Consider the following 16,524-nt stretch of genomic DNA (forward strand, 5'->3'; position numbering starts at 1 on the left):
ACCGACCCGCGCACCGACGAGGAGAATTCCGATGACCGAACCGCGTACCTCCCCGATGGACCTGCTGGAACTGATGTGGCCGGCCACCGTGCCCAGCCTGGCGGTCGCCGCCGAGCACCGGATCGCCGACCTGCTGGCCGACGGCCCGAAGTCGGTGGCCGAGCTGGCCACCGCCTCCGGCACCCACCAGCACTCGCTGCACCGGGTGCTCCAGCTGCTCGCCGAGGACCAGGTCTTCGCCGAGACCGAGCCCGGTGTGTTCGCCAACACCCCGCTCTCCGAGCTGCTGCGGCCCGACGTGCCGGGCTCGCAGTACGCGATGGCGCGGCTGGTCGGCACCAAGTGGCTGTGGGACTGCTGGGGCGGGCTGGACCACAGCGTGACCACCGGCAAGGCCGCCTTCGACGAGATCCACCAGCTCAACACCTGGGCCTGGCTGGGCCGCAACCCGGAGCAGGGCCGGCTCTTCAACGAGGCGATGACCAGCTTCTCCGAGGCGCTCGGCCCGGCGGTGGCCGCGGCCTACCAGGGCTTCGGGCGGGCCAAGGTGGTCGCCGACCTGGGCGGCGGCCAGGGCAGCTACCTGGCGGCGATCCTGGCCGCCCACCCGTCGGTGGAGCGCGGCGTGCTGGCCGACCTGGAGCCGGTGGTCGAGCAGGCCCGGGCCCGGGCCGACCTGGCGCCGCTGGTGGCGGCCGGCCGACTGGACTTCGCCCCCGGCGACTTCTTCGGCGGCGTGCCGGCCGGCGTGGACCTCTACACCACCAAGCAGATCGCGCACTCCTGGGACGACGCCAAGCTGGTCGAGCTGCTGCGCCGCTGCCGCAAGGCCTCCCCGACCGCGAAGATCGCGATGACCGAGCTGGTGCACACCCAGGACACCTCGCGGTTCACCAAGAGCTTCGACCTGGTCATGCTGGTCACCATGGCCGGCACCATCCGCACCGCGGCCGACTTCACCCGGGTCTTCACCGAGGCGGGCTACCGGGTGACCGGGGTGCTGCCGACCGGCACCGCGTTCTCCGTCATCGAAGCCGAGCCGGTCGACTGATGGGCGCCGGGAGCATCCGACCGCCGGAGCCGGCGGCGGACTTCGGGCCGGAGCCCGCGGCCTGGGTGCGGCAGCACGCGCTGCCGCTGGACTCGACCGACCCGGCGGCCCCGGCCACCGACCTGCGCCCGCTCGGCGAGGCCACCGCCCCGGCGGTGGTGGTCGGGGTCGGCGGGTCCAGCTACGGCGGGCACGAGCACTTCACGCTGGGCGAGCGGATCATCCGTCACCTGGTCGAGGAGCGCGGCTTCCGGACCGTGGCCACCGAGGAGGACTGGGGGTTCGGCCGCGAGCTGGACCGCTACGTGCTCACCGGCGAGGGCGACCTGGACGCGCTGATGGCCACCGCCAACCTGCCGTGGCGCACCGCCGAGGTGCGGGACGTGCTGCGCTGGCTGCGCCGGTACAACGAGACCCACGCCGAGCCGGTCCGGTTCGCCGGGGTCGGCGCCTTCGACACCCGTCCGCAGCTCTACGACGCCGTGCTGGCGCACGTGGCCAAGGCGGCGCCGGCGGCGCTGGCGGAGCTGACCGGGCACCTGTCCGTGCTGCGGCCGGACCGGCCGGGCTTCGTGGGCTGGTTCATCGGCCAGGTGGCGGACAAGGAGCCGTACGTCGAGCACGCCCGGGCGGCGCTGCGGCTGGTCGAGGAGCTGCCGCACGAGGAGGGCGACGAGGAGCACGCCTGGGCCGTGCAGGACACCCGGCAGATCCTCTACTTCTACGAGCACTACGCCCACCACCTGATCGACGACGGCTACCGGGACGCCCGGATGGCCGACAACCTGCGCTGGTGGCGGGAGCGCACCGGGAGCCGGATCGTCTACTGGTCGACCACCGCGCACAGCGCGGACGCGGCGCAGCTGGCGGTCGCGGTGCCGCCCCGGCCGGCCCTGACCTTCCGCACCACCGGCTCGCACCTGCGCGAGCACTACGGCGCCGGCTACCTGTCGATCGGCCTGACCTTCGACCGCGGCACGGTCAACTCCGGTTGGAGCATGCCGCCGTTCACCGCCCGTCCGCTGCCCGCGCCGAGCGGGCCGGCCGGGTTCGCCGAGCGGCCGCTGGCCGAGGCGGGCCTGCCCCGCTACCTGCTGGACCTGCGCGGCGAGGTGCCGCCGGCGGTGCGGGCCTGGCTGGACGCGCCGGCCCCGACCCGGATCATCGGTTCGATCTACGACCCGGAGCACCAGCCGGCCGAGGCGTACCGGATGTCCGGCGGCTCGCTGGCCGGGTGGTTCGACCTGCTGGTGCACTGCCAGGAACTGACGCCGAGCCAGGTGCTGTGAGCACGCCGGAGCGGGGTGCGCCCAGGTGGGCGCACCCCGCTCCGGCGTTGTCGGACGGTGTGTCAGGAGCGGCGGACGGCTTCGCGCACCCGCTTGGGCCGCCGGTAGACCAGCTCGGCGCCGGCCCCCGCGGCCGGCTCCAGCAGGGCCGCGGCGACCAGCCCGTGGTCCGGGGAGAGCGAGCAGGCCGGGTCGGTGCGGGCGGCGTCGCCGGTGAGCGCGAAGGCCTGGCAGCGGCAGCCGCCGAGGTCGATCTCCTTGCGCGGGCAGCCCCCGCACGGACCGGTCATCCAGTCGGTGCCGCGGTAGGCGTTGAACGCGGCCGAGTGCTCCCAGATCCAGGCCAGCGAGCGGTCCCGGACGTTGTCCGGGTCCAGGCCGTCGATCGCGTAGGCGGCGGGGCAGGGCAGCGCGCTGCCGTCGGGGCCGACGGTGATCGACAGCGCCCCCCAGCCGCCCATGCACGGCTTGGGCACGCCCTCGTAGTAGTCCGGCACCACCCAGACCAGCTCGACCGAGTCGCCCAGGCGCTCCCGCCAGTCGGCCACCGTGCGCTGCGCGGCGGCGAGTTGCTCCCGGGTGGGGAGCAGGGCCGCGCGGTTGACCAGGCCCCAGCCGTAGAACTGGGTGTTCGCCAGCTCGATCCGCTCCGCGCCCCAGCGCACCCCGAGCTCGATGATCTCGTCCAGCCGGTCCAGGTTGCGGCGGTGCAGCACCACGTTGAGGCCGAGCGGCAGGCCGGCCTCGGCGACCAGCGCGGCGGCCCGCTCCTTGGCGGCGAACGAGCGGCGGCCGGCGATCAGTTCGGACTCGCCCTTGCGGGCGTCCTGCACCGAGAGCTGCACGCAGCGCAGCCCGGCCGCGACTAGCTCGGCCAGCCGCGCCCGGTCCAGCCCGAGTCCGCTGGTGACCAGCTGGGTGTAGATGCCCGCGCCCTCGGCGGCCGCCACGATCGGCGCCAGGTCGGTGCGCAGCAGCGGCTCGCCGCCGGACAGGTGGGTCTGCACGACGCCCAGCGCACCGGCCTCGGCCATCACCCGGGTCCAGTCCTCGGTCGCCAGCTCGGCCGAACGGCGCACCAGCTCGACCGGGTTGGAGCAGTACGGGCAGTGCAGCGGGCAGGCGTGGGTGAGTTCGGCGAGCAGCGCCCAGGGCGCGCCCGGGGCGGCCGGCGCCTGTGGCCCGGTCACCGCAGCCACCCCTCGCCGCGCACCCGGCCGAGGAAGGCGGGCACCTGTTCGGCGACCGGCGCGCCGGGGTGGCGGGCGGCCAGCTCGGCCACGATCTCGCCGGCGGTGCGGCTGCCGTCGCACAGCCGCAGGATCCGCGCCGCCCCGCCGGTGAGCAGCACCGCGCGCTCGGGCATCAGCAGCAGGTCGGCGTCCCGGACCGGGTCGTGCCGCAGCACCAGGGAGCGGGCCAGGGCCGGGCGCCAGGGCTCGGTCTCAGTGCTCATCCGTGCTCCCCGCCAGCTCGACCGCGTCCAGCAGGGACCAGAGCACCTCGCACTTGAAGGCGAAGGCGTCCAGCACCCGCTGCTGGTCCTCGCGGGTCCGGCACCAGGCGTGCACCAGGCCGAGCGCCTCCTCGCCGTCCCGGGTGCCCTGGGCCACCCGGGCCTGGAAGTAGCGCAGTCCGACGGGTTCGACCCAGTCGTAGTGGGTCTCCCAGGCGCTGATCCGGGTGCGCATCAGGTTCGGGGCGAACCGCTCGGTGAGCGAGGAGGCGACGGCCTCCAGCAGCGGGCGCTCGCGGCAGAAGCCGACGTAGCCGCCGACCGCCAGCCGGACGCCGGGCAGCACGCCCTCGCCGGAGAGCAGCAGGTCGCGGTCGAGGCCGACCGCCTCGCCGAGCCGCAGCCAGCGCTCGATCCCGCCCTCGCCGGCGCGTTCGCCGTCGTGGTCGCGGATCCGCCGGATCCAGCTGCGGCGCAGCTGCGCGTCGTCGAACTTGGCCAGGATGAGGGCGTCCTTGACCGGGATGTTGCGTTGGTAGTGGAAGCGGTTGAGCACCCAGCGGCGGATCTCGGCAGGGCTGAGCAGGCCCTGGTGCATCCGCTGGTTGAAGGGGTGCCGGGCGTGGTAGCGGGCGTCGCCGAGCTCGCCGAGCCGCCGCTCCAGCTCGGCGGGGTGCCAGGGCTCGGTGCGCCCGGGGGTGTCGGTGCGCCCTGGGGTGTCGGTGGGCGCGGGGTCCGTGGTGGCGGTGGTCATGGCGTGATCACGCCCTCCTCCTGGGCGACGGCGATCCCCAGCGCGGCCAGCACCTGGTGCTCGGCGGCGTCGGGGTCGACGAGGGGGTTGGTGTTGTTGAGGTGGGTGTAGAGCCGGCGGACCCCGGTCAGGGGGGCCAGGCGTTCGGCCGTGCCGCCGGGGCCGGTGATCGGCAGGTGGCCCATCTGTCGCGCGGTGCGGGTGCCGAAGCCGGCGCGCACCGGCTCCTGGTCGTCCCAGAAGGTGCCGTCGAGCAGCACGCAGTCGGCCTGCCGGACGAGTTCGTCGAAGTCCGCGGGCCAGTCGGCCAGCGCCGGGGCGTAGACCAGGGTGCGGCCGTCCCGCCGGTCGGTGAGGCACAGCGCGACCGACCAGTCCGCGCCGGGCGGGTCGAGTTCGGCCGCGTAGCGGGGGCGCTTGCCGGAGACCGGCAGGGCCCGCACCTCGATGCTGCCCTCCTCGTCCAGCGGCACCGCCCGGTCGGTGGGCAGGGGTTCCCAGCGCAGCGCGGTGTAGGGGCCGAGCACGGCGTCCAGCCGCAGGCCCTCGGTGACCGCGCCGCGCACCGTGGGGGTGGCGAGCACCCGCAGGCCGCGGGCCTCGCGCAGGCGGAACAGGCCGGTGGTGTGGTCGAGTTCGCCGTCGGTGAGCAGGACCCCGGCCAGCGGGGTGTCCCGCAGGCCGGGGCCCGGGTGGAGCTCGGCGAACGCCTCGGTCTGTTCCGCGATGTCGGGGGTCGCGTTGACCGCGTACCAGCGGCCGTCGCCCGCCTGCACGGCGAGCGAGGCGTGCCGGCGGCGGAGCCCGGGACGGGCACGGGCGGCGGCGCACCCCGGGCACGCACAGTTCCACTGGGGTACGCCGCCGCCCGCCGCGGTGCCCAGAACGCGCAACCGCATCGCGGGGCGGTCAGCGCTGGGTGAACGCGTATCCGGTGACCTCAAGGGAGGTCTCGACGATCTGGTAGCCGGGCGCCGCCCAGTCCTGCGGCTCGGTGGCCGGGGCGGCGGCGGTGCGGGTCTCGGTCTGCTCGGTCATGGTGTCCTCCGTCGGGTCGGGTGTCGGTCCGGGCGGGCGGTTCGCGCCGTCCGGTGCAGCACCAACCGTCCCAGCGGCCCGGTCCCATGTCGTGAGTCATCCGTCCCGGCCGCCTGGGATTCGCCCCTCCGGAACGCGGGTCGGCCCCGTCCCTGGCGGGGACGGGGCCGAGGTGGAGCGGAGTCGACGGTCGGTCAGAGGCCGAAGGCCAGCAGCACGTAGCCGCGGTCGCTCGGGTAGTACGGGTAGTAGCCGGCCTGGACGTAGACCATGCCATTGGCCACCACCGCGCCGCCGTTGCCGGAGATCCCGAGGCCGCGGCCGGGCAGGCCGTTGACGCCCTGGAAGTCCTGCACCGCGTCGAACGACCAGAGCTGGGTGCCGGTGCGGGACGAGTAGATCCGGAACTTGCCGTCGTAGCCGCCCTCGTAGACCAGCCCGGGGGTGGTGGTGACGGCGGGGGTGAAGGCCGGGGTGCAGAGCGAGGGGGTCAGGCCGGCGCCGCCGGTGGTGCAGCCGTCGGCCGGGGCCGGGGTGCTCCACAGGACGTGGCCGTCGGCCGGGTCGAGGGCGAACAGCTTGCCGGGGTTGCCGCGCCAGGTGGCCGCGTAGATCGCCTTGCCGTCGTAGCTGGTGCCCCACTGGATGCCGGCGTCGCCCGGGTCCTGCTTGCCGGGGGCGGGCGGCGGGGAGAGGTGGGTCTGCCAGATCACCTTGCCGGTGCGGGCGTCGAAGGTGGTGTAGGCACCGCCCTTCTGGCCGACGCCGACCAGGGTGCGGCCGTGCACCTTGAAGATGTTCGGCGCGGGGCTGACGTCCTCGTCCAGTGCGGTGCCCTGGCCCTGGCTGGGGCAGTAGCCGACCGGGTCGGGGCCGGAGCAGGCCAGCGTGTAGGTGTCGGCGCCGGTCAGCTGGTAGGTCCAACGCGGCTTGCCGGTGCGGGTGTCCAGGGCCAGCAGGCTGTCGGAGGCCCCGGTGGCGCCGGTGTAGTCGTTGCCGGTCCCGACGTAGAGGGTGCCGCTGGCCGGGTCGATCACCGGGGTGCCCCAGACCGCGACGCCCGAGGGGCCGTACTGCGCGGCCCCGCTGGGCCAGCTGCCGGTCCGCTGGGCGGGCGGCAGGGTGTAGTACTTCCAGTCGATCTTCCCGGTGCGGGCGTCGAAGGCGACCACCGAGCCGCGGAAGGTGCAGCACGGGTAGTTCGGGTTGGCGGCGGCGCCGGCCTCGCCGCTGGAGACGCCGATGTAGACCTTGCCGTCGGAGACCAGCGGGGAGCTGGTCATCTCGGCCAGCGGGTGGTCGTCGGCCTTGGCCGCCCAGTCGAGCTTGCCGGTCTTCGTGTCCAGCGCGTAGACGTAGCCGCGGCTGTCGCCGAAGTAGACCCGGCCGCCGGAGACCGCGGCGCCGTCCCGGATCAGGTTCTGGTGCGAGGCGTCGGCCGGGCCGGCCACCGGGGTGGTGTCGTAGACCCACTTGGTGGCACCGGTCTTGGCGTCCAGCGCGTAGAACTTGGCGTCCGGCGCGCCCACGTAGAGCACGCCGTCGACTATCGCGGGCTGGCTGCCGGTCCGGGCGTAGGGCAGGTTGGCGTAGGTGAAGGCCCACTTGAGCTTGAGCCCGGACACCGTGGCCGGGGTGATCTGGTGCTCGTCCGGGTTGGACCGGCTGCCATAGGTGTCGTGCTGCCAGGTCGGCCAGGAGGCGCCGTGCCGGGCCCCTGCGTCGGCCAGGGCCGGATCGGCCGGTGCGAGTGCGGCCGCGATGAGCGCGGCGGCCCCGAGCAGGGCCCCGAGCAGGGCCCGCCATCTGTTCACGGTCATGGTTCACCTCGGTATGGGAGTGAAATGAGGAGGAGCCGGCCGACGGCGCGCCGGACCGGACCGGCGCGCAGGGGCGCCGGCCTGATGGTCCGTCAGGTTATCGGTCCGTCGGGCTGACGGTTCGTCAGGCCCCCAGTCCCTCCTGGCGGGCACGGATCGCGGCCTCGGTGCGGTGCGTCACCTGGAGCTTGGCGAAGATCCTGGAGAGGTAGTTGCGCACCGTCTTGATCGAGAGGCTCAACTCGCTGGCGATCGCGGCGTTGCCGCGGCCGTCGGCGACCAGCCGGAGCACGTCGCGCTCGCGGTCGGTGAGCTCCGGGAAGATCACCGAGGGCGGCGCGACCGGCTTGGTGATGTGGTCCACCACCAGGCCGGCCACCTGCGGGCCGAAGATCAGCGCGCCCTGCCGCACGGCGGCCAGCGCTCTGGTGATGTCCTCCGGCCCGGCACCCTTGAGCAGGTAGCCGCGGGCGCCGGCCCGCAGGGCCCCGAGGACCGTGTCGATGTCATCCAGGATGGTGAGCATCAGCACGGCGGCCCCGGTGCCCTGGGCCACGATCGCCTGGGTGGCCGCGATCCCGTTCATCTGGGGCATGTCGACGTCCATGAAGATGACGTCGGGCCGGGTCTCGCGGGCCGCCGCCACCGCGGCCCGCCCGGTGTCGACCTCGCCGACCACCTCGACCCCCTGCATGGTCTGCAGCAGGATCCGCAGGCCGGCCGCGAAGACCGGGTGGTCGTCTGCGATGAGCACTCTTACCGCGGGCGAACTCGACATCATGCATCAGCCCCTGCCGTTGCAACGATCTGACACTACGGACGGTGGTTCGTGCTGACACTCTCCATGACAGCCACCGAGTGAGGCAATGAACTTGTAGGTAGTCATGTACGAGGGGGGACAGGAGATAACGCGCGATTCGGGACGGGTCAGCCACCGAGCGGCGGCGCACCCATTCCGGGCGGCGGTCCGACCAGGTCGACCCCGTGCGCGGCCAGCGAGCCGATCAGCCTGCCGATGTCGGGCACTTCGGTCACCGGCGGCGGCACGGTCAGCGACTGGGCCGGGCCGCCGGTCTCGAAGAACCACTGCTCGAAACCGGCCGGGGTGGTGAGGATCAGGAACCGGGCCGAGGGCGACACGACCTGGAAGGTGTGGGCGAGTTCGCGCGGGGCGAAGGTGACCGAGCCGGGCTCGGCCTCGAAGACCTCGTCGCCGACCTGCACCCGCAGCTCGCCGTCGAGCACCACGAAGGTCTCGTCCTCGCGGGTGTGCCGGTGCAGCGGGGAGGCGTAGCCCTGGTCGGAGGTCTGCTCGGCCAGCCAGAACTGCCCGCCGGTCTCCTTGCCGGTCAGCTTGAACTTCAGCAGTGCGCCCATGTGCCAGAGCGCCTGGTCCTTGCCGGCGGCGAGGTGGTAGGGGATGGACACGTTCGATCCTCCTGATGAGGTGATGGGTTGACGGTGCGTCAGCCGGCGGCCGGGACGGCGCCCAGGGTCTGCCGGACGGCCGCCGCGACGGCCTCGGCGTCGGGCACGTACAGGTCCTCCAGCAGCGGGCTGTACGCGGTCGGGGCGTGCGGCGCGGTGACCATCCGGACCGGACCGCGCAGCGCGGCCCACCGGTTCTGGGCGACCAGGGCGGCGATGTCGGCGGCCGCCCCGCAGCGCGGGTTGGACTCGTCGGCGACCACCAGGTGGCCGGTCTTCTCCACGCTGCGGTAGATCGTCCCCTCGTCCAGCGGGGAGAGCGTGCGCGGGTCCACCACCTCGCAGTCGATCCCGGCCGCGGCGAGCGACTCGGCGGCCTGCAGGGCCCGCTGGACCATCGCGCCGATCGCCACGATGGTGCAGTCGGCGCCCTCGCGGACCACCGCCGCCTGGCCGAACGGCACGGTGTAGGGCTCCTCGGGGACCTCGCCGCGGGTCCAGTAGAGCATCTTGTGCTCGAAGAAGATCACCGGGTCGGGGTCCCGGATCGCCTGCGCCATCAGGCCCTTGGCGTCGAACGGGGTGGCCGGCACGACCACCTTCAGCCCGGGCACGTGGGTGACCAGCGGGTAGAGCGCCTGCGAGTGGTGCGCGCCGCGCCGCATCCCGGCGCCCCACAGGGTGCGGACCACCATCGGCACCGACACCGTGCCGCCCAGCATGAACCGCAACTTGGCGGCCTGGTTGAGGATCTGGTCGAAGCAGACCCCGATGAAGTCGGTGAACAGGATGTCGGCGACCGGCCGCAGGCCGGTGGCGGCCGCGCCGACCGCGGCGCCGACGAAGGCGGCCTCGGTGATCGGGGTGTCCAGCACCCGGTCCGGGAACTCCCGGTGCAGCTCCTTGGTCGGGCCCCAGGCGTTGCCCAGCTTCCCGGAGGCGCCCATGCCGCCGATGCTGTCCTCCCCGAAGGCCACCACCGTCGGGTCGCGGCGCATCTCCTGGGCGAGGGCCTCGCCGATCGCCTCCATGTACGAGATCGAACGCGTCATCACGAAACTCCCGGCCGGTCGTCAGACCGTGTAGACGTCAGTGGTCAGTTCGCTCGCCGCCGGCGGCTCGGCCGCCCGGGCCGCGGCGACGGCGGCGTCGATCTCGGCCAGCACCGCCTCGTCGATCCGGGCCAGTTCGGCCGCCGGCAGCAGGTCCTCGGTCCGCACCCGGTCGGTGAACCGGGTCAGGCAGTCCTGGGTGCGGCGCAGCCGGTCGACCTCGTCCTCGGCCCGGTAGCCCTGCTCGTCCCAGCCCTCCATGTGACCGAAGAACCGCATCGCGCGGGCCTCCAGCAGGGTCGGGCCGCCACCGGTGCGGGCCCGGCCGACGGCTTCGGCGGCCGCGTCGTGGACCGCGAAGTAGTCGGTGCCGTCCACGGTCCGGGCCGGGATCCCGAAGGCCCGGGCGCGCTCGGCCACCTCGATGCCGCGCAGGTGGTAGGCGGTGCCGGTGGCCTGGGCGTAGCCGTTGTCCTCGACCACGAAGACCACCGGCAACTGCCAGACGGCGGCCAGGTTGAGGCTCTCCAGGAAGGCGCCCTGGTTGGCGGCCCCGTCGCCGAGGAAGGCGACCGCGACCTGGCCGGTGCCGCGCAGCCGGGCGGACAGCCCCGCCCCGCAGACCATCGGCACGCCGCCGGCCGCGATGCCGTTGGCGCCGAGCAGGCCGCGCTGCGGGTCGGCGATGTGCATCGAGCCGCCCTTCCCGCCGCACAGTCCGCCGGCCCGGCCGTAGACCTCCAGCATCATCGCGGTGGTGTCGCTGCCCTTGGCGATCGCGTGGCCGTGGCCGCGGTGCGTGCTGCCGACGTAGTCGGTGGTCCCGAGGTGGGCGCAGACGCCGGCGGCGATCGCCTCCTGCCCCGCGTAGAGGTGCACCGCGCCGGGGATCTCCCCGGTCCGGTACTCCACGTGCAGCCGCTCCTCGAACGCTCGGATGGTGCGCATCACCCGGTAGGCCTCGGCCAACCGGTCCTTCGTCAGGGTGGTGCCGGCGCCGGCGGCGGCCGTGGTGCCCATGACGCGTCCTCTCTGCAGGTTCGTTCAGCAGTCCCGACTATCACCCGCACCGCGCGCCCCTGTCGTGAGCCCGAAGTCCCCTCGCTCCCATGCACATTCCCGGTCCGCGGTGGGACGGGTGGCTCACTACCCGGGGACCGGCCCGCGCCGAGACTTGGCGCACATCGCCGTCCCCCTCAAGGAGTGAATGACATGGGGACCCACATCCTGATCGTCTGGGTACTCGCGGCGGCCGGCATCCAGCTGGGCACGCTGTGGATCATGAAGCTGTCGATCCTGCCCATGCTGAACAGCCTTCCGTACAGCCGGTACGTCGACGTCTGCCAGTTGATCGACATGCACGTGTTCCACCCGATCGCGGTCTGGAACGGCGTGATCGCCGCCGGGATCGGGGCCTACCTCGCCTTCACCGCCGGCGGCGGCGCCGCGGTCGCGGTGCTCTTCCTGCTCGGCTCGGTCGGCATGACCATCGTCGGGCTGGCCTCCGAGGGCTTCAACCGGCCGATCTGGCGCCAGATCGAGAAGTGGGACCCGCGGCTGACCGCGACCGACTGGGCCGAGAAGCGCTACCGCTGGCACGTCGCCCACCAGGTGCGCACCTACGGCGCGATCGGCGCCGTCGGCGCCTACGCCGCCGCCGCGATCGTCCTGGCGGCCTGACCCCCCGTCCGTTCCCACCCCTCCCCCAGGAGCCGAACCATGACCCTGCACGACATCGACGCCTCGGCCGTCGAACTCAACAAGAGCATCGTGCGCGACCTCACCGAGAAGGGCTTCAACCAGGGCGACCTGGCCGGCATCACGCCCTACTTCACCGCCGACTACCGGGTCAACGCCCCCGGCGTCCCGCCGCTGCCGCCGGGCGCCGGCGCCTTCCACGCCGCGGTGAGCCTGTTCCGCCGGGCCTTCCCGGACATCCACGTGACCATCGAGGACATCAGCTGCGAGGGCGAGCTGGTCTACGCCCGCTTCACCACCCGCGGCACCCACACCGGCCCGCTGATGGACATCGCCCCCACCGGCCGCCCGGTGACGGTCTACGAGATGTCCTGCCACCGGATCGTCGACGGCAAGGTCGTGGAGTCCTGGATCGGCGACAACGTGCCCAGCATCCTCCAGCAGGTCGGCGCCCTCACCCGGTCCTGACCCCGTCCCGCCCAGCCGAGGAACAGGAGCCCGCCCATGCACCGCTCGTTGATCATCGCCAAGATCGCCCCCGGCGCGGAGCAGCAGGTCGCCGAGATCTTCGCCGAGTCGGACCGCGGCGACCTGCCGACGGTCGCGCACGTCCAGCGCCGCTCGCTCTACCGGCTCGGCGACCTGTACGTGCACCTGATCGAGAGTGACGCGCCCAGCCCGGAGGTGATCGCGGCCGCCCGCAGCCACCCGGAGTTCGCCCTGCTGAGCGAGCGGCTCGACCCGTTCATCTCGCCGTACCTGCCGACCTGGCGGTCCCCGCAGGACGCGATCGCCGCCCGCTTCTACGACTGGAGCCGGACGCCGGACCAGGCGTGAACGCCCCGGCCCGCGCCGCGGCCGGATGGACCACCGACCACGAAGGAGAGAGCCAGTCATGACCTCCGCATCGACCGAAGGCCGTCGTGTCATCACCGCGGCCGAGATCACCCAGCTGGTGATCACCGCCACGGGTGCCGCCCCCGAGCTGTTCGACGGCCCGCACCAGGAGAGCTCCCTGGTCGAGCTCGGGCTCGACTCCCTGGCCCTGTTGGAGATCCAGGTGGTGGCCAAGGAGCGGCTGGCCCTGGAGATCCCCGACCACGGGCTGGAGCTGACGGTCAGTGAGCTCACCGCCCTGGCCAACACCGGTCAGGAGGGCTGAACGCCATGGCCGGACACACCGAGAACAGCGTCAGGATCGAGGCCCCGCTCCCCCTGGTCTGGGAGATGACCAACGACGTGCCCTCCTGGACGCACCTGTTCACCGAGTACGCGCGCGCCGAGGTGCTGGAGCAGGAGGGCGACCGGGTCCTGTTCCGGCTCACCATGCACCCGGACGAGAACGGCCAGGTCTGGAGCTGGGTGAGCGAGCGGGTGCTCGACCCGGCCGCCCGCACGGTCACCGCCCGCCGGGTCGAGACCGGCCCGTTCGCCCACATGAACATCCACTGGACCTACCGCGAGGACGGCCCGGACGCCACCGTGATGACCTGGGTGCAGGACTTCGCGATGCGCCCCGAGGCCCCGGTGGACGACGCCGCCATGACCGCCCGGATCAACGCCAACAGCCCGGTGCAGATGGCCCACATCCGCCAGCTGGTGGAGGCCGCCGCCCGGCGCGGGCCGGCCGGCCCGCGGCTGGTCTCCACCCTGGAGGTGCCGGCCAACCGGCGCCGCGGCGGCGACGTGCGCACCGTGCTCAGCCCGGGCACGGTGAACAGCACCTCCGGCTTCATGGGCACCGTCACCCTCAAGCCCGGCGAGAGCGTGGCCGAGCACTACCACCCGTACAGCGAGGAGTTCCTCTTCCTGGTGAGCGGGTCGATCACGGTGGACCTGGACGGCGAGCCGTCCGAACTGCCCTCCGGCACCGGCCTCTACGTCCCGATCGGCACCCGGCACCGGCTGCGCAACACCGGGCAGGAGACCGCCTTCGGGGTCTTCCACCTCGGCCCGCTGGCCCCGCGCCCGGAGCTGGGGCACGTGGACACCGAGACCGCCGCGGACGCCGCCCGACTGGTGGAGCGGTGACCGCCGGCGAACGGCGGGTGGTGGTGACCGGGGTGGGCGTGGTGGCCCCGGGCGGGGCGAGCCGCAAGGACTTCTGGAGCATGGTCACCGACGGCCGCACGGCCACCCGCCGGATCAGCCTCTTCGACCCGAGCCCGTTCCGCTCGCAGATCGCCGCCGAGATCGACTTCGACCCGCTGGCGGCCGGCCTGACCCACCGTGAGGTCCGGCGCACCGACCGCCTGGTGCAGCTCGCCATGGTGGCCACCGCCGAGGCGGTGGACGACAGCGGCATCGAGCCGGACGAGGCGCTGCTGGAGCGCACCGGCGTGGTGCTCGGCACCGCGGTCGGCGCGACCACCACCCTGGAGCAGGAGTACGTGGTCGCCAGCGAGTCCGGCCGCGACTGGCTGGTCGACCCGCACGGCACCACCCCGTTCCTCTACCAGACGCTGATCCCCAGCACCCTGGCCGCCGAGATCGCCGCCCGGCACAGCGCCCACGGCCCGGCCCAGGTGGTCTCCACCGGCTGCACCTCGGGCATCGACGCGATCGGCCACGCCTTCCAGCTGATCCAGGACGGCGAGGCCGACGTGATGCTGACCGGCGCCTCCGAGGCGCCGATCTCCCCGGTCACCGTCGCCTCCTTCGACGCGATCAAGGCCACCACCCCGGACAACGACGACCCGGCGCACGCCTCCCGGCCGTTCGACCGGGACCGGCACGGCTTCGTGCTCGGCGAGGGCGCCGCCGTGCTGGTGCTGGAGGAGCTCGGGCACGCCGTGCGCCGCGGCGCCCGGATCTACTGCGAGGTGACCGGCTACGCCGGGCGCGGCAACGCCTTCCACATGACCGGCCTGCGGCCGGACGGCCGGGAGCTGGCCGAGGCGATCGAGGACGCGCTCGACCAGAGCCGGCTCGACCCCTCGGCGGTGCGCTACGTCAGCGCGCACGGCTCGGGGACCAAGCAGAACGACCGGCACGAGACGGCCGCGTTCAAGCGGGCCCTGGGCGAGCACGCCTACCGGGTGCCGATCAGCTCGATCAAGTCGATGATCGGCCACTCGCTGGGCGCGATCGGCGCCATCGAGATGGCGGCCTGCGCCCTGGCGATCGACACCGGCGTGATCCCGCCGACCGCCAACTGGAACACCCGGGACCCGGAGTGCGACCTGGACTACACGCCCAACACGGCCCGCGAGGCCAAGGTGGACGTGGCCCTGTCGGTGGGCAGCGGCTTCGGCGGGTTCCAGTCGGCGATGGTCTTCGCCCGACCGAAGGACCTGGTCCGATGACGCGCCGGGCGGTGATCACCGGAATCGGCGTGACCGCGCCCACCGGGCTCGGCGCGGCCGCGCACTGGGAGACCGTGCTGCGCGGGGAGAACCGGGTGGACCGCATCACCCTGTTCGACCCCAGCGGCTACCCGGTCACACTGGCCGGCGAGGTGCCCGGCTTCGCGCCGGAGGACCACCTGGACGGCCGGCTGGCGGTGCAGACCGACCGGTGGAGCTGGCTCGCCCTGGCGGCCACCACCGAGGCGCTGTCGGACGCCGCGCTGGACCCGGCGGAGCTGCCGGCCGCCAGCGTCTCGGCCACCATGGCGAGCTCCTCCGGCGGCAACCTGTTCGGCCAGCGGGAGCTGCAGCGGCTCTGGTCCTCGCCGGCCCGGGCGGTCGGCGCCTACCAGTCGATCGCCTGGTTCTACGCGGCGACGGTCGGTCAGGTCACCATCCGGCACGGCCTCAAGGGCCACTCCGGGGTGCTCTGCTCGGAGAGCGCCGGCGGCCTGGACAGCCTGGCCCAGGCGGCCCGCAGCATCCGCCGCGGCAGCGCGGTGGTGCTGGCCGGCGGCACCGAGAGCCCGCTCAGCCCCTACGCGCTGGCCTGCCAGCTGCGCAGCGGGCGGCTCAGCGAGCGCACCGACCCGGACCGCGCCTACCGCCCGTTCGACGAGGACGCCGACGGGCACGTGCCCGGCGAGGGCGGGGCCGTGCTGGTGGTGGAGGAGCTGCAGCACGCCCTGGACCGCGGCGCGCCGCACATCTACGGCGAGCTGACCGGCTGGGGCGCCACCCACGACGGCGAGCTGGACCGGCCCGGCGCGGGCGGCTCGGCGCACCACTACGGCCGGGCGATGCGGCGGGCGCTGGAGAGCTCGGGCCTGCAGCCGGACGGCGTCGACCTGGTCTTCCCGGACGCGGTCGGCGTGCCGGCCTACGACCGGACCGAGGCCGAGGCGCTGCGCGCGGTCTTCGGCGACGCCCCGCGCACCCGGGTGACCTCGCAGAAGGCGCTGACCGGCCGGCTCTACCAGGGCGGCTCCGCGCTGGACGTGGCCACCGCGCTGCAGTCCATGCGCTACGGGATCGTCCCGCCGGTCGCCGGGGTGGAGCGCCCGGCCCCGGGGTGCGAGCTGAACTTCGTCACCGAGGCGCGGCGCGGGCCGCTGGACACCGTGATGGTCAACGCCCGCGGCTTCGACGGCTTCAACAGCTCCCTGGTACTGCGCAAGGTCACGTCGACGGAGGGACCGTGATGACCGACACCGAACCGACACCCCGTCAGGACAACCCGACGGACGATCAGCAGCGGGCCCGGGTGCTCTTCCTGGTCCGGGTGCCGGTCGAGCGCACCGAGGCCTTCCTGGCCGCCTACCAGCGGATCCGCTACGCGGTGGCCGAGGGCGTGCCCGGCCACCTGGTGGACCAGGTCTGCCGGTCCACCGAGGACCCGGCCCAGTGGCTGATCACCAGCGAGTGGGCCCGGCTGGCCGACTTCGAGGCCTGGGAGCGCAGCCCGGAGCACCGGGACCTGGTGCGCCCGCTGGCCGAGCAGATCACCGAGCGCCGCTCGGTGCGCTTCGTCATCCACGAGGAGACCCGCCGCCGCACCGCGGCGCCCGCCACCACCACCGCACGGAGCTGA

Annotated in this window: 20 protein-coding genes; 10 read left to right on the forward strand and 10 right to left on the reverse strand. The window is 73.7% G+C overall.

Annotated features, from left to right (window positions below; genetic code table 11):
- Nucleotides 1–31: 31 nt before the first annotated feature.
- Nucleotides 32–1,051 carry a methyltransferase gene (locus FHX73_RS04070; RefSeq protein ID WP_145903319.1) on the forward strand — a complete coding sequence of 340 codons (1,020 nt, stop codon included), beginning with the start codon at nucleotides 32–34 and terminating at the stop codon, nucleotides 1,049–1,051.
- Complete coding sequence (locus FHX73_RS04075; RefSeq protein ID WP_145903320.1) at nucleotides 1,051–2,340, forward strand: erythromycin esterase family protein; 1,290 nt, start codon at nucleotides 1,051–1,053, stop codon at nucleotides 2,338–2,340. The genes FHX73_RS04070 and FHX73_RS04075 overlap by 1 nt, the downstream gene beginning before the upstream one ends.
- A 62-nt stretch (nucleotides 2,341–2,402) precedes the next feature.
- On the opposite strand, the gene pqqE is transcribed toward FHX73_RS04075, so the two are convergent.
- From pqqE to FHX73_RS04125, 10 genes are all read right to left on the reverse strand, one after another.
- Nucleotides 2,403–3,539 (reverse strand): pyrroloquinoline quinone biosynthesis protein PqqE, encoded by a 1,137-nt coding sequence (gene pqqE / locus FHX73_RS04080; RefSeq protein ID WP_145903321.1) that lies wholly within the window; start codon nucleotides 3,537–3,539, stop codon nucleotides 2,403–2,405.
- On the reverse strand, nucleotides 3,527–3,796 hold the full coding sequence (gene pqqD / locus FHX73_RS04085; RefSeq protein WP_145903322.1) for a pyrroloquinoline quinone biosynthesis peptide chaperone PqqD: 270 nt from the start codon (nucleotides 3,794–3,796) through the stop codon (nucleotides 3,527–3,529). Before pqqD ends, pqqE begins: the two co-directional genes overlap by 13 nt.
- Nucleotides 3,786–4,550, reverse strand: a complete 765-nt coding sequence (gene pqqC, locus FHX73_RS04090; protein ID WP_145903323.1) for a pyrroloquinoline-quinone synthase PqqC — start codon at nucleotides 4,548–4,550, stop codon at nucleotides 3,786–3,788. Before pqqC ends, pqqD begins: the two co-directional genes overlap by 11 nt.
- Nucleotides 4,547–5,449 carry a pyrroloquinoline quinone biosynthesis protein PqqB gene (pqqB, locus tag FHX73_RS04095; protein ID WP_145903324.1) on the reverse strand — a complete coding sequence of 301 codons (903 nt, stop codon included), beginning with the start codon at nucleotides 5,447–5,449 and terminating at the stop codon, nucleotides 4,547–4,549. The genes pqqC and pqqB overlap by 4 nt, the downstream gene beginning before the upstream one ends.
- A 10-nt stretch (nucleotides 5,450–5,459) precedes the next feature.
- Nucleotides 5,460–5,588 (reverse strand): pyrroloquinoline quinone precursor peptide PqqA, encoded by a 129-nt coding sequence (pqqA, locus tag FHX73_RS04100; RefSeq protein ID WP_145903325.1) that lies wholly within the window; start codon nucleotides 5,586–5,588, stop codon nucleotides 5,460–5,462.
- A gap of 194 nt (nucleotides 5,589–5,782) precedes the next feature.
- Nucleotides 5,783–7,408 carry an outer membrane protein assembly factor BamB family protein gene (locus FHX73_RS04105; RefSeq protein WP_145903326.1) on the reverse strand — a complete coding sequence of 542 codons (1,626 nt, stop codon included), beginning with the start codon at nucleotides 7,406–7,408 and terminating at the stop codon, nucleotides 5,783–5,785.
- 124 nt (nucleotides 7,409–7,532) lie between these two features.
- Nucleotides 7,533–8,162: a response regulator gene (locus FHX73_RS04110; RefSeq protein WP_246213338.1), complete on the reverse strand. Its 630-nt coding sequence runs from the start codon at nucleotides 8,160–8,162 to the stop codon at nucleotides 7,533–7,535.
- A gap of 173 nt (nucleotides 8,163–8,335) precedes the next feature.
- Nucleotides 8,336–8,836 carry a quercetin 2,3-dioxygenase gene (locus FHX73_RS04115; protein WP_145903327.1) on the reverse strand — a complete coding sequence of 167 codons (501 nt, stop codon included), beginning with the start codon at nucleotides 8,834–8,836 and terminating at the stop codon, nucleotides 8,336–8,338.
- Nucleotides 8,837–8,874: 38 nt separating this feature from the next.
- On the reverse strand, nucleotides 8,875–9,888 hold the full coding sequence (locus FHX73_RS04120) for an alpha-ketoacid dehydrogenase subunit beta (protein ID WP_145903328.1): 1,014 nt from the start codon (nucleotides 9,886–9,888) through the stop codon (nucleotides 8,875–8,877).
- Nucleotides 9,889–9,909: 21 nt separating this feature from the next.
- Nucleotides 9,910–10,908 carry a thiamine pyrophosphate-dependent dehydrogenase E1 component subunit alpha gene (locus tag FHX73_RS04125; protein ID WP_211786137.1) on the reverse strand — a complete coding sequence of 333 codons (999 nt, stop codon included), beginning with the start codon at nucleotides 10,906–10,908 and terminating at the stop codon, nucleotides 9,910–9,912.
- A gap of 192 nt (nucleotides 10,909–11,100) precedes the next feature.
- Here FHX73_RS04125 and FHX73_RS04130 point away from each other — a divergent pair, with 192 nt between their 5' ends.
- The 8 genes from FHX73_RS04130 to FHX73_RS04165 are packed head-to-tail and all read left to right on the forward strand — an operon-like array spanning nucleotide 11,101 to nucleotide 16,524.
- A complete protein-coding gene (locus FHX73_RS04130) occupies nucleotides 11,101–11,568 on the forward strand; it encodes a hypothetical protein (protein WP_145903329.1) in 468 nt (155 codons plus the stop codon).
- A gap of 39 nt (nucleotides 11,569–11,607) precedes the next feature.
- Nucleotides 11,608–12,054, forward strand: coding sequence for an ester cyclase (locus FHX73_RS04135; protein WP_145903330.1), 447 nt, complete (start codon nucleotides 11,608–11,610; stop codon nucleotides 12,052–12,054).
- Nucleotides 12,055–12,090: 36 nt separating this feature from the next.
- Nucleotides 12,091–12,423 (forward strand): TcmI family type II polyketide cyclase, encoded by a 333-nt coding sequence (locus FHX73_RS04140; protein ID WP_145903331.1) that lies wholly within the window; start codon nucleotides 12,091–12,093, stop codon nucleotides 12,421–12,423.
- A gap of 58 nt (nucleotides 12,424–12,481) precedes the next feature.
- Nucleotides 12,482–12,748: an acyl carrier protein gene (locus FHX73_RS04145; RefSeq protein ID WP_170304832.1), complete on the forward strand. Its 267-nt coding sequence runs from the start codon at nucleotides 12,482–12,484 to the stop codon at nucleotides 12,746–12,748.
- Nucleotides 12,749–12,753: 5 nt separating this feature from the next.
- Complete coding sequence (locus tag FHX73_RS04150; protein WP_145903333.1) at nucleotides 12,754–13,617, forward strand: cupin domain-containing protein; 864 nt, start codon at nucleotides 12,754–12,756, stop codon at nucleotides 13,615–13,617.
- Nucleotides 13,614–14,891, forward strand: a complete 1,278-nt coding sequence (locus FHX73_RS04155; RefSeq protein ID WP_145903334.1) for a beta-ketoacyl-[acyl-carrier-protein] synthase family protein — start codon at nucleotides 13,614–13,616, stop codon at nucleotides 14,889–14,891. The genes FHX73_RS04150 and FHX73_RS04155 overlap by 4 nt, the downstream gene beginning before the upstream one ends.
- Nucleotides 14,888–16,135, forward strand: a complete 1,248-nt coding sequence (locus FHX73_RS04160) for a beta-ketoacyl synthase N-terminal-like domain-containing protein (RefSeq protein ID WP_145903335.1) — start codon at nucleotides 14,888–14,890, stop codon at nucleotides 16,133–16,135. The genes FHX73_RS04155 and FHX73_RS04160 overlap by 4 nt, the downstream gene beginning before the upstream one ends.
- Nucleotides 16,135–16,524: an antibiotic biosynthesis monooxygenase family protein gene (locus tag FHX73_RS04165; RefSeq protein WP_145903336.1), complete on the forward strand. Its 390-nt coding sequence runs from the start codon at nucleotides 16,135–16,137 to the stop codon at nucleotides 16,522–16,524. The genes FHX73_RS04160 and FHX73_RS04165 overlap by 1 nt, the downstream gene beginning before the upstream one ends.

This window comes from Kitasatospora viridis, from assembly GCF_007829815.1.
Classification (GTDB): domain Bacteria; phylum Actinomycetota; class Actinomycetes; order Streptomycetales; family Streptomycetaceae; genus Kitasatospora; species Kitasatospora viridis.

Bases quoted from the DNA above. Each gene is read 5' to 3' on its own strand.
- FHX73_RS04070 (WP_145903319.1), top strand. From the start codon at position 32: ATGACCGAACCGCGTACCTCCCCGATGGACCTGCTGGAACTGATGTGG.
- FHX73_RS04075 (WP_145903320.1), top strand. From the start codon at position 1,051: ATGGGCGCCGGGAGCATCCGACCGCCGGAGCCGGCGGCGGACTTCGGG.
- pqqD (WP_145903322.1), bottom strand. From the start codon at position 3,796: ATGAGCACTGAGACCGAGCCCTGGCGCCCGGCCCTGGCCCGCTCCCTG.
- pqqC (WP_145903323.1), bottom strand. From the start codon at position 4,550: ATGACCACCGCCACCACGGACCCCGCGCCCACCGACACCCCAGGGCGC.
- pqqB (WP_145903324.1), bottom strand. From the start codon at position 5,449: ATGCGGTTGCGCGTTCTGGGCACCGCGGCGGGCGGCGGCGTACCCCAG.
- pqqA (WP_145903325.1), bottom strand. From the start codon at position 5,588: ATGACCGAGCAGACCGAGACCCGCACCGCCGCCGCCCCGGCCACCGAG.
- FHX73_RS04105 (WP_145903326.1), bottom strand. From the start codon at position 7,408: ATGACCGTGAACAGATGGCGGGCCCTGCTCGGGGCCCTGCTCGGGGCC.
- FHX73_RS04120 (WP_145903328.1), bottom strand. From the start codon at position 9,888: ATGACGCGTTCGATCTCGTACATGGAGGCGATCGGCGAGGCCCTCGCC.
- FHX73_RS04125 (WP_211786137.1), bottom strand. From the start codon at position 10,908: ATGGGCACCACGGCCGCCGCCGGCGCCGGCACCACCCTGACGAAGGAC.
- FHX73_RS04130 (WP_145903329.1), top strand. From the start codon at position 11,101: ATGGGGACCCACATCCTGATCGTCTGGGTACTCGCGGCGGCCGGCATC.
- FHX73_RS04135 (WP_145903330.1), top strand. From the start codon at position 11,608: ATGACCCTGCACGACATCGACGCCTCGGCCGTCGAACTCAACAAGAGC.
- FHX73_RS04140 (WP_145903331.1), top strand. From the start codon at position 12,091: ATGCACCGCTCGTTGATCATCGCCAAGATCGCCCCCGGCGCGGAGCAG.
- FHX73_RS04145 (WP_170304832.1), top strand. From the start codon at position 12,482: ATGACCTCCGCATCGACCGAAGGCCGTCGTGTCATCACCGCGGCCGAG.
- FHX73_RS04150 (WP_145903333.1), top strand. From the start codon at position 12,754: ATGGCCGGACACACCGAGAACAGCGTCAGGATCGAGGCCCCGCTCCCC.
- FHX73_RS04160 (WP_145903335.1), top strand. From the start codon at position 14,888: ATGACGCGCCGGGCGGTGATCACCGGAATCGGCGTGACCGCGCCCACC.
- FHX73_RS04165 (WP_145903336.1), top strand. From the start codon at position 16,135: ATGACCGACACCGAACCGACACCCCGTCAGGACAACCCGACGGACGAT.